General features: G+C 60.8%; 10 protein-coding genes and 2 pseudogenes. 11 read left to right on the top strand and 1 reads right to left on the bottom strand.

The genetic code is table 11. The annotated features are described in order from the left end of the window. Window positions 1-318 (bottom strand): annotated as a pseudogene (locus CFB82_RS40255) (hypothetical protein); the annotation flags it as partial. A gap of 218 nt (window positions 319-536) precedes the next feature. Between CFB82_RS40255 and CFB82_RS40250 the strand changes: the two are divergent. From CFB82_RS40250 to CFB82_RS40200, 11 genes and pseudogenes are all read left to right on the top strand, one after another. Next, window positions 537-2,603 carry an EscV/YscV/HrcV family type III secretion system export apparatus protein gene (locus tag CFB82_RS40250; RefSeq protein ID WP_089487787.1) on the top strand — a complete coding sequence of 689 codons (2,067 nt, stop codon included), beginning with the start codon at window positions 537-539 and terminating at the stop codon, window positions 2,601-2,603. Between the two features lie 19 nt (window positions 2,604-2,622). Further along, complete coding sequence (spaK, locus tag CFB82_RS40245) at window positions 2,623-3,030, top strand: SPI-1 type III secretion system chaperone SpaK (protein WP_089487786.1); 408 nt, start codon at window positions 2,623-2,625, stop codon at window positions 3,028-3,030. Then, complete coding sequence (gene sctN / locus CFB82_RS40240) at window positions 3,027-4,316, top strand: type III secretion system ATPase SctN (protein ID WP_089487785.1); 1,290 nt, start codon at window positions 3,027-3,029, stop codon at window positions 4,314-4,316. The genes spaK and sctN overlap by 4 nt, the downstream gene beginning before the upstream one ends. Further along, window positions 4,300-4,755, top strand: coding sequence for a hypothetical protein (locus CFB82_RS40235; RefSeq protein WP_089487784.1), 456 nt, complete (start codon window positions 4,300-4,302; stop codon window positions 4,753-4,755). Before sctN ends, CFB82_RS40235 begins: the two co-directional genes overlap by 17 nt. Beyond that, on the top strand, window positions 4,743-5,657 hold the full coding sequence (locus CFB82_RS40230; protein WP_179255529.1) for a SpaN/EivJ family type III secretion system needle length determinant: 915 nt from the start codon (window positions 4,743-4,745) through the stop codon (window positions 5,655-5,657). Before CFB82_RS40235 ends, CFB82_RS40230 begins: the two co-directional genes overlap by 13 nt. Beyond that, window positions 5,657-6,556: a YscQ/HrcQ family type III secretion apparatus protein gene (locus CFB82_RS40225; RefSeq protein WP_089487782.1), complete on the top strand. Its 900-nt coding sequence runs from the start codon at window positions 5,657-5,659 to the stop codon at window positions 6,554-6,556. The genes CFB82_RS40230 and CFB82_RS40225 overlap by 1 nt, the downstream gene beginning before the upstream one ends. After that, entirely contained in the window at window positions 6,546-7,217 is a 672-nt protein-coding gene (locus tag CFB82_RS40220) for an EscR/YscR/HrcR family type III secretion system export apparatus protein (RefSeq protein WP_089487781.1), read from the top strand. Before CFB82_RS40225 ends, CFB82_RS40220 begins: the two co-directional genes overlap by 11 nt. A 17-nt stretch (window positions 7,218-7,234) precedes the next feature. Further along, window positions 7,235-7,495, top strand: a complete 261-nt coding sequence (locus CFB82_RS40215; protein ID WP_089487780.1) for an EscS/YscS/HrcS family type III secretion system export apparatus protein — start codon at window positions 7,235-7,237, stop codon at window positions 7,493-7,495. Between the two features lie 6 nt (window positions 7,496-7,501). Next, on the top strand, window positions 7,502-8,278 hold the full coding sequence (gene sctT, locus CFB82_RS40210; protein ID WP_089487779.1) for a type III secretion system export apparatus subunit SctT: 777 nt from the start codon (window positions 7,502-7,504) through the stop codon (window positions 8,276-8,278). Between the two features lies 1 nt (window position 8,279). Next, a complete protein-coding gene (locus tag CFB82_RS40205) occupies window positions 8,280-9,473 on the top strand; it encodes an EscU/YscU/HrcU family type III secretion system export apparatus switch protein (RefSeq protein ID WP_089487788.1) in 1,194 nt (397 codons plus the stop codon). A gap of 162 nt (window positions 9,474-9,635) precedes the next feature. Continuing rightward, window positions 9,636-9,816, top strand: a pseudogene (locus tag CFB82_RS40200) (IS5/IS1182 family transposase); the annotation flags it as partial.

The raw sequence follows: 9,816 nt of genomic DNA, 5'->3' as shown, positions 1-9,816 counted from the left end.
CAGCCGCCAGTACTCTTCCATGAAGCCGGTGATCTGACGCATCGCCCAACGAAACAACCGGTAAAACGTATAGATCAGCTCGATGTAGGCGTTCGTGTAGGTTGGGGCACGCCCGGACACACCCGGCCCATACGGCTGGGTGTTGATGAACAGCGCCTTCAGGTCGCCCTCCGGGCAGTAGAGGCTGAGCTGGCCTCGCCGCTTCAGGCTCTGATTGTAGGCGCGGGCGTTCGCGACCCGATACGTCGGTTTCGGGCGTTTGCGCGGCGCTCCGGATTTCAGGCTGGCTTTGTATGGCAATGAACGTTCACGAGGCATAGATCAATTGCCCTTTCTACTCGACCTCACGCTGCCGCGCAACCACCCCCTTCCGAACAAAGCCATACTGACTTACCTTTATGAAGCCCTTCTTAATCAGATTTGCGTCAGGATTCGATCGCGCCGCTGTTGGACACTCGTTGGGAGTGTCTACGGAGAGGGCTGCTTTTCGAGGATGCGTGCCGATGACAGTTTGATCGAACTTTTGGGATGACCGGGTGTTTAACTCCTTGCTCAATGGCGCGAGATCGCGTCCGGAACTGTTGATTCTGCTGCTGATGATGATGATCATCGCGATGTTGATCATCCCGCTGCCCACCTATCTAGTGGACTTCCTGATCGGCCTGAACATTGTATTGGCAGTGTTGGTCTTTATGGGGTCATTTTATATTGACCGCATTCTCAGCTTTTCCACTTTTCCGTCGGTGTTGCTGATCACCACGTTGTTCAGGCTGGCGCTGTCGATCAGCACCAGCCGTCTGATTCTGATTGAAGCGGACGCTGGCGACATCATCGCCACCTTCGGTCAATTCGTCATCGGAGACAGCCTGGCGGTGGGCTTTGTGGTGTTTTCCATCGTCACAGTCGTGCAGTTCATCGTCATCACCAAGGGTTCGGAGCGCGTGGCCGAGGTGGCGGCGCGTTTTTCGCTGGACGGCATGCCCGGCAAGCAGATGAGCATCGACGCCGATCTCAAGGCCGGCATCGTCGATGCTGAGGGCGCGAAAGAGCGCCGCAGCGTGTTGGAGCGCGAGAGCCAGCTCTACGGGTCATTCGATGGTGCAATGAAGTTCATCAAGGGCGATGCCATCGCCGGCATCATCATCATCTTCGTCAACTTCATCGGTGGCATCGCGGTGGGGATGACCCAGCACGGCATGGACCTGTCCTCCGCGCTGTCCGCCTACACCATGCTGACCATCGGCGATGGCTTGGTCGCGCAGATACCGGCGCTCCTGATCGCCATCAGCGCCGGTTTCATCGTTACCCGCGTCAACGGCGACAGCGACAACATGGGTCGCAATATCATGAGCCAGTTGCTGGGTAAACCGTTCGTGCTGGCTGTGACGGCAGTGTTGGCCTTGGCGGTGGGAATGCTGCCCGGTTTTCCACTGCAGGTGTTTTTGCCGCTGGCCACGATGCTGGGAGGGCTATTCTATTTCAAGCGTCGCAAAGCCGAACGCGAGGTGGGCGGTGGGGCGCAACCAAGTGGCGCCGGCATGGTGGCCGTCTCAGCGGCGGCGGGCAGCAACGATAGTTCTCTGGGACTGATTGGCAACTTGGACAAGGTGGCGGCGGAAACCGTACCGCTGATTCTATTGGTTCCCAAGATGCGTCGCGCCGCATTGGAGCAGTCGCAGTTGGCCGAGCGTCTGCGTAGCCAGTTTTTCATCGATTATGGCGTGCGTCTACCTGATATGTTGCTGCGCGACGGCGAATCGATGGCCGACAACAAGGTGGCGCTGTTGATCAATGAGATTCGGGCCGACGAGTTCGAGGTGCATTTCGATCTGGTGCGTGTGATCAACTATTCCGACGAGGCCGCCGCGCTTGGCGTGCAGCCCGTCTTCTGCGTCCAGGGCGGCAGCCAGTGCGCTTGGGTACGCCTTACGGACGGCGAAAAGCTGGCGAAGCTGGGGTACCAACTGCGTCCGGCGCTGGACGAACTCTATCACGCCTTGGCAGCGCTGCTGGCTCGCCACGTCAATGAATACTTCGGCGTGCAGGAAACCAAGCACATGTTGGACCAATTAGAAACTAAATACCCGGACCTGCTCAAAGAGGTGCAGCGCCATGCCACGGTGCAGCGCATTGCGGAGGTGTTGCAGCGCCTACTGGCGGAGCGCATCTCGGTGCGCAACATGAAATTGATCATGGAGGCGCTGGCGCTGTGGGCGCCGCGGGAGAAGGACGTGATCAACCTGGTCGAACACGTGCGCGGCGCGCTGGCGCGCTACATTTGCCACAAGTTCGCCCACGGCGGCGAGTTGCGCGCGGTGATGCTGTCGGTGGAAGCAGAAGACATGGTGCGCAAGGGCATTCGCCAGACCTCGAGCGGCTCCTTCCTCAATCTGGAGCCCGCGGCCTCCGACGAGCTGATGGACCTGTTCGGGCTCGGATTGGACGGACTCAATATTGCGCATAAAGACATGGTGTTGCTCACGTCGGTCGACGTGCGCCGCTTCATCAAGAAACTAGTCGAGAGCCGCTTCCGCGAATTAGAAGTCGTGTCTTTCGGCGAGATTGCCGACAGCGTGTCGGTTAAGGTAATTAAAACTATTTAAGCCTTAGAGGACTTAGCTCATGTACTCACTGGAGATCGCCCAACTCGCTCGCACTGCTCTAGAGGTTAGCGGTTGCGACCCGACCCTGATCGGCGCGTTGGATAACCATTCCACCATCGTGCTGGATCTGCACGATCTGCCCAGCATCTATATCAGTGTCCAGGACGAGGATGTGTGGTTGTGGTCGCTCATCGGCGAGCATGGCGACGCGATGATCGCCCAGCGCGGCGGCGCACTGCTGCAGGCTTTGATGGACAATTGCGCCTTCGCGCGCGGCGGCCAGCTACAATTGGTGGTTCAGGACGGATCGTTGGCGCTCAAGGGTTTGGTTCATCCTAACTATCTTGGCGATGGTCTTCGCTTTTCCGAGGCGCTGAACGGCTTTTTCGCTAGCCTGCAACATTTCAGCGGGTTGCTCCTGCGATGAATCCGCCACGTCTGTTGCGCCGTCTGGCCTATCCGCAGCGCCTGTCGGGACCGATCCTGGAAGCAGCCTTGCCTGGCGTGGCCATCGGAGAGCTATGCGAAATCCGCCGTAGTTGGCGGGATGATGCCGTGATGGCGCGGGCCCAGGTTGTAGGCCTGAACCATGAGTGCGCGGTGCTCAGCTTAATAGGCAGCGCGCGGGGCCTCACCCGCGAAGCGGTGCTGCAGCCGACTGGACGCGCGCTTTCTGCGTGGATTGGCGAAGAGACGCTCGGCGCGGTACTGGATTCTACCGGACAGATTGTCGAGCGTCTGGCACCCTCCATGGCAGTGGGCGGAGAAGAGCGCGCTGTGGATGCAGCACCCCCGTCGTATTCGAACCGCGTCGGCGTGCACGAGCGGCTGGTCACCGGTGTGCGAGCTATCGACGGGCTGCTTACCTGTGGCGTTGGCCAGCGCGTCGGCATCTTCGCCTCTGCGGGCTGCGGTAAGACCATGCTGATGCATATGCTGATCGATCAGGCGGAGGCCGACGTTTTCGTCATCGGCCTCATTGGCGAGCGGGGCCGGGAGGTGACCGAATTCGTCGAAGCGCTGCGTGGCTCGCCCAAGCGTGAGCGTTGCGTGCTGGTGTTCGCCACATCTGACGTCGCCTCGGTGGACCGCTGCAATGCGGCGTTGCTGGCCACCACGGTCGCCGAGTATTTTCGCGACCAAGCTAAGCGCGTGGTGCTGTTCGTTGACTCCATGACCCGCTACGCGCGCGCCCTGCGCGACGTGGCGCTGGCGGCGGGAGAGCCGCCAGCGCGGCGTGGCTACCCGGCGTCGGTGTTCGATAGCCTGCCGCGATTGCTGGAGCGCCCCGGCGCCACCGGCAGCGGTAGCATCACCGCATTTTATACCGTGCTGCTTGAAGGTGACGATGAACCGGACCCGATGGCGGACGAGATCCGGTCCATTCTGGACGGCCACATCTATCTGAGCCGAAAATTGGCAGGCCAGGGCCACTATCCGGCAATAGACGTGCTAAAAAGTGCCAGCCGAGTTGCTGGCCAGGTGACCGACCCTAGCCATCAGCGCCTCGCCTCCGGCGTGCGCGCGCAGATGGGACGGCTGGACGAGCTTCAAATGTTCGTCGATCTGGGCGAGTACCGGCCGGGCGAGAACGCCGACAACGACAGGGTGATGCAGGCCCGGGAGCCGTTGCAGCGCTGGCTGCGCCAGCCGCTGGACGAAAGCTCGCCGTTCCTTGAGACACTGAAGGGGATGCATGCGCTTATTGCCTAAGCTACGCGCTCTACAACGCCGCAGCGAAGCGTCGCAACGCCGTTGCGACGCCGAGCTGTCGCAACTGGCGCGAGAGGATGAAGGGTTGCGCCATGAAGAGGATGCACTGGCCGCCCAGGCAAACGGCTTGCGCCAGCTGAGGGAAACGCAGCGGGAGACTGGCACCGTGTTGGACCGCGGTCAGCTGCTTACGCTGCTGCGCAAGCAGGCAGTGTTGCGGCATCAGTTGCAGATCCTAGGATTGCAGGCAGAGCAATTGAGCGGGCGGCGCCAAACGTTGGCCGAGCGCAGGTTGGAACGGCAGGACGAGCGGCGCGCTTGGCAGCGCAAAGAGGACAAGTATCAATGCTGGACCGCGCAGCTTCGCAAGCAGGCGCGCTTGGCGCGTCTGCGCGAGGACGAGGCCGAACAAGAGGAAAATATACGATGGAAGCCATGATTCCCATTGCTTTGCCTAAAGACGGCGCGACGGTGTCGCCGGACGATACGGGCAGCCTGATGGATAGCCTGTTGGCGCGGCGAGAGCCGCGGCCTCGGAAAGAGGAGGAGCGAGATCGCGAATCTGCCGCCGAGGCGCAGCCTTGGCTACCGCCGTTGCCGCGGGCCTTGGCGGCGTTGCGCCGAAATCAATTGGGCCAAGTGACCGTAGCGGACAACCCAGAGGGGCGCAGTCAGTCGCTCGTGATGAGGGCCTTGCTCCAGGATGGCGGCGCGGCGCCGCATTCCCGGAGCGCCTGGCCGCAGGCAGAGCTTTCCCGTAGCAATGCGGCTGTCAAACCCGGCGCGCAGGGTGGGAAGCATCCTGCGGCGTTGCCGGAGGCTGCGAGGGTGGTTGCGGCGTCCATGGCAGTTGCCGATGGGGGGGCGGTGTTTCAAGTCGGGCACATCGCCGCTGCGCCGGAGCAAGCCGCTCTTGCACCGTCTGAGTCTGCCTTGCCACACCCCGTCGAGCGCAAGCCGCGCCACGACGCTCTCTCGCTCCAGGCCGCCCCCCCCCAATCCGCGCCCTCTTCCCGTTTAATGCCATTCCCCTCGCCCCAGGTGCGCCAAGAAGCGGCGCCCGGAATGCCACGCCATGCGCGCAGCGAGAGCGCACAAGCTGTCGATGTGCCGCAGAGCGCCCTAACATACCGTTTTTCGCGTTGGGGAGGCGAACACGGGGTAACCGTGCAGGCCTCGGCGAACGGGGGCTTGTTGCTGCAGCCTTCGGATGCCTTGGTGGCCCAGCGGCTAAGTGAGCAGTGGCAGTCCGGCAATCCGCAGCAATGGCAGCTGGCGCGCGATGGCGGCGATGGCGGCGAGCAGCGGCGACCGCAGCAGCAAGAGGAGGATGACGTTTGATGCTGGGACTGAGACGGATAGACGCGGCAGAGCGTGCGCTGGTCCGCAGCGCCGCCGCTTGGCGGCGCCTGGGCATGGACGCCGAGTTGGAAATGCCGCCGCGCAACGGCGTCTGGTTGCAGCTGGCCGATGTCGGCGGGCGTTGGCAGGGATGGCTGAGGCCCCGGGACTGGCTGGCTCACGCGGTGCCGCAACTGGCTGAGCTGGCGGTGTCCTCTGGCGTTGATGCACTGGTGGTGCAATGGCTTGACGCGGTCGAGCATCCGCTGGAATTGCCGCTGCCGGAACTGGCGTATCAGCGGCTGCGGCTGGGCGAGCCGACGGTGGCCGATGCGTTGCCGCAGCGACCCTTGCTGAGGGTGATGACGTCGGGCGGCCCGCTGTGGCTGGAGCGTTTGCCCGAAGCGGAAGCCGCCGCCACGCCGCCCCTGTCCGGGTTGAGCTGGCCGTTGCGTTTCGTTGCCGGTGACAGCTGGGTTCGCTTGGCCTTGCTGGATCGAGTTGGGTGCGGCGATGTGCTGTTGATCCGCGAACGGGCGCAGGAAGTGCGTTGTCATGACAAGACACTGGGTCTTTATCAAATCGTTGGAGAGGATATAGCTATGGAATGGCAGGAGCCGGAGGATATGGAGGATATGCAGATTGAAACCAAGGCGGTGCATGAAATGGGGCAATTGCCGGTGAGGCTCGAGTTCGTACTGCATCGCGACCGCTTGACGCTTGGCCTGTTGCAGGACATGTGTCGCGGCCATCTTCTGCCGCTGCCGGCGGATGCCGAAAGGCAGGTAGAGGTACGGGCCAACGGCGCGCTCATCGGCCGAGGCGAATTGGTGCAACTGGATGGCCAACTGGGGGTGGAAGTAGCCGAATGGATGGGCGGTGCCGGCGATGTCGAATGATATCTCGCTGATCGCTCTGCTTGCATTATCCACACTGTTGCCGTTTTTGATCGCATCGGGAACTTGCTTCGTCAAGTTTTCCATCGTGTTCGTGATGGTGCGCAATGCGCTAGGTCTGCAGCAGGTGCCGTCGAACATGACGCTCAATGGCATCGCACTGATGCTTTCCATGTTCGTAATGTTGCCGGTCGCCAAAGAAGCGTACAGCTACTACCAGGAGGAGCAGGTCAGCTTCACCAGCGTGTCCGCGCTAAGCAACTTCGTCGATAACGGCTTGAACAGCTATCGAGACTACCTGCGCAAATATTCCGACCCCGAGCTGGTCGGCTTTTTTGAGAAGGCGCAGGCCGAACGGACCGAACGCGAGACCGGCGTCGTGGACGCACCGGCCGCCGCAGATGAAAGGCCGTCCATCTTTGCCTTGTTGCCTGCGTATGCGCTGAGCGAGATCCAAAGCGCGTTCAAGATCGGCTTTTACCTCTATCTACCTTTCGTGGTAGTCGATCTGGTAATTTCCAGTGTTCTGCTGGCATTGGGGATGATGATGATGAGTCCGGTGACCATTTCAGTGCCGATCAAGCTAGTGCTATTCGTAGCAATGGATGGCTGGACGCTGTTGTCCAAGGGTCTGGTGCTGCAATACCTGGACCTGGCGAAGTGATCCGGGGAGAGTGTTGAATGAATGATCTGGTATTTGCCGGCAACAAGGCACTGCACCTGGTGCTGTTGCTATCCGCCTGGCCCATCATAGTTGCCACTGCCATCGGTCTGCTGATTGGCCTGTTCCAGACGGTTACCCAGCTGCAGGAGCAGACGTTGCCCTTCGGCATCAAACTGTTCGGTGTCAGCCTATGCCTGTTTCTGTTGTCCGGCTGGTACGGCGAGACCCTGCTCAATTTCGGCCGCGAGGTGATGCGGCTTGCCCTGGCCAAGAGCTGACACGCGATGGCATTCGGGCTGTTCTTCGAGATCCACGGCTGGCTTGCCGTCTCCTCGCTTGGCTTTGCTCGGGTGGCGCCGGTGTTCTTTATCCTGCCGTTTCTAAACAGCAATGTCTTGAACGGCGTAGTGCGCACATCCGTGACGATGGTGGTGGCCTTGGGGCTGTGGCCGCATCCAGTCGATGCGCTGCCATCATTTCAGACGTTGCCGTTCCTGCTCATGATCGCGCGCGAGGTTGGTGTCGGCGTGCTGCTGGCATGTTTGCTGGCGTGGCCGTTCTGGGTGTTCCACGCGCTGGGTAGCGTCATCGACAACCAGCGCGGCGCCACGCTAAGCAGCAGCATTGACCCGGCCAACGGCGTCGATACCTCGGAACTGGCCAATCTGTTCAACCTGTTCGCCGCTGCCGTCTACCTGCAAGGTGGCGGCATGATGCTAATGGTGGACGTGATTTCGCGGAGCTACAAGTTGTGCGATCCGATGGGTGCTTGCACGCCGGCGTTGCCGCCGTTGCTGGGATTGGTTAACCAGATCGTCGCGCAAGCACTGGTTCTGGCCAGTCCCGTGGTCGCCGCATTGCTGTTGTCTGAGGTGGTTTTGGGGTTGTTGTCGCGCTTCGCGCAACAGATGAATGCCTTCTCGGTATCGCTGACGGTGAAGAGTGCTATCGCGCTGTTGATCATGTTGATCTATTTCAGTCCAGTGATGCCGGACCGGGTAGCGCAGTTGGCATTCCCCGCCTCGGCGGTACCGGCCTGGCTGCAGGGTGAGGGACGCTGACATGGCGAACAAGACCGAGAAGCCCACGCGCAAACGCTTGCAAGACGCTGCCAAGAAAGGGCAATCGTTCAAGAGCCGCGATCTGATCGTGGCTTGCCTCACGTTGTTCGGCGTTGCGTACTTGGTGTCCTTCGGCTCCTTGGTGGAGCTGATGGGGGCGTTCCGCCGGGTGCTGGAAGATGGCTTTCGGCAGGACATGCGCGGGTATGCGCAGGCGGTGTTCTGGCTGGGTCTCAAACTGTTGTTGCCCATCTTGCTGCTGTGCGTTGTGGCGTCTGCGCTGCCTACGCTGCTGCAGACAGGCTTTGTGCTGGCCAGTGAGGCGGTGAAGTTCAACCTATCTGCGCTCAATCCGGTAAACGGCTTCAAGAAGCTGTTCAGCCTGCGGACGGTGAAGGAGGCGGTGAAGGCGCTGCTTTACCTGATGGGCTTCGTCGTGGCGGTGGCAGTGGTTTGGCACAAGCACAAGGTTCTGCTGTTTTCCCAGGTCCATGGAAGCCCGGCGGACATGGCGATGGTGTGGCGCAAGTTGCTCCTGTCGATGGTGCTGCTGTATCTGGTCTGCATCGTGACGGTGCTGATTCTGGATGCCGTCGCCGAATACCTCCTGTTCATGAAGGACATGAAGATGGATATGCAGGAGGTCAAGCGCGAGATGAAGGAGCAGGACGGCAATCCCGAGATCAAGTCGCGCCGGCGCCAGATGCACATAGAAATTCTGTCCGAGCAGGTGAAATCGGATGTGAAGAACTCGCGTCTCATCATCGCCAACCCCACGCATATCGCCGTAGGCATTTTCTTCAAGCCGGAGCTGTCGTCGATTGTCTTGATATCTGTGCTGGAGACCAATCAGCGCGCACTGGCGGTGCGCGCCTATGCCGAGAAGATGGGGGTGCCGGTTGTGACTGACGTGAGATTGGCGCGGCGCATCTTCGCCAGTCATCGGCGCTACGACTTCGTGAGCCTGGATGAGCTTGACGAAGTGCTGCGGCTCTTGGTGTGGCTGGAGCAGGTCGAGAACGCGAGCGTTGTCGAGACGTCGCAGGCCGAATCGTCAGACAAAGCCTCCGGCGAGCCTGTCAGAATTTTAGTGTGCCGAGGACATGAGACGATAACGGAAACAACGTCCTATGACCGAAGCAACTGTAACCAAGAAGATCAAGACCCCGAAGACGCCGAAGCTGTTCCCCGATGAGCTGATTGAGCTTGCCCGCGAATTTCGGACCCCTTAACTGGTCGGACATGCAAAACATAGTGGAACCAAGCCCTGCAAGGGATTGCCGGGAGCCGGATATGCTGCGAACTCCCAGAACGAATATCGATCTGATTTAGAACCTGGGAGCTGGAGCGCGCCGACATGACCGACGATTTCTTCCGAAGCCGCCTTGATTCGATGATCGACCTGCGCCATCCGCTTGCGGTGCTCGCGACGCGCATGCCGTGGGCGCAGCTCGAAGCTACGATGGCGCCGCTGTTCGCGCATCGCAATCGTGAAGGCATTGCTGCGCAGGTGATCGATCTGTTCGGCGCGACAGCGC

The sequence above is a fragment of the Burkholderia sp. HI2714 genome (assembly GCF_002223085.1).
In the GTDB taxonomy this organism is placed as follows: Bacteria; Pseudomonadota; Gammaproteobacteria; order Burkholderiales; family Burkholderiaceae; genus Burkholderia; species Burkholderia lata_D.
Note: the sequence above shows the minus strand (reverse complement) of the source record. Positions and strands in the feature narration are given on the sequence as shown.

Bases quoted from the DNA above. Each gene is read 5' to 3' on its own strand.
- CFB82_RS40225 (WP_089487782.1), top strand. From the start codon at position 5,657: ATGCTGGGACTGAGACGGATAGACGCGGCAGAGCGTGCGCTGGTCCGC.
- CFB82_RS40205 (WP_089487788.1), top strand. From the start codon at position 8,280: ATGGCGAACAAGACCGAGAAGCCCACGCGCAAACGCTTGCAAGACGCT.
- CFB82_RS40220 (WP_089487781.1), top strand. From the start codon at position 6,546: ATGTCGAATGATATCTCGCTGATCGCTCTGCTTGCATTATCCACACTG.
- sctT (WP_089487779.1), top strand. From the start codon at position 7,502: ATGGCATTCGGGCTGTTCTTCGAGATCCACGGCTGGCTTGCCGTCTCC.
- CFB82_RS40215 (WP_089487780.1), top strand. From the start codon at position 7,235: ATGAATGATCTGGTATTTGCCGGCAACAAGGCACTGCACCTGGTGCTG.
- spaK (WP_089487786.1), top strand. From the start codon at position 2,623: ATGTACTCACTGGAGATCGCCCAACTCGCTCGCACTGCTCTAGAGGTT.
- CFB82_RS40230 (WP_179255529.1), top strand. From the start codon at position 4,743: ATGGAAGCCATGATTCCCATTGCTTTGCCTAAAGACGGCGCGACGGTG.
- sctN (WP_089487785.1), top strand. From the start codon at position 3,027: ATGAATCCGCCACGTCTGTTGCGCCGTCTGGCCTATCCGCAGCGCCTG.
- CFB82_RS40235 (WP_089487784.1), top strand. From the start codon at position 4,300: ATGCGCTTATTGCCTAAGCTACGCGCTCTACAACGCCGCAGCGAAGCG.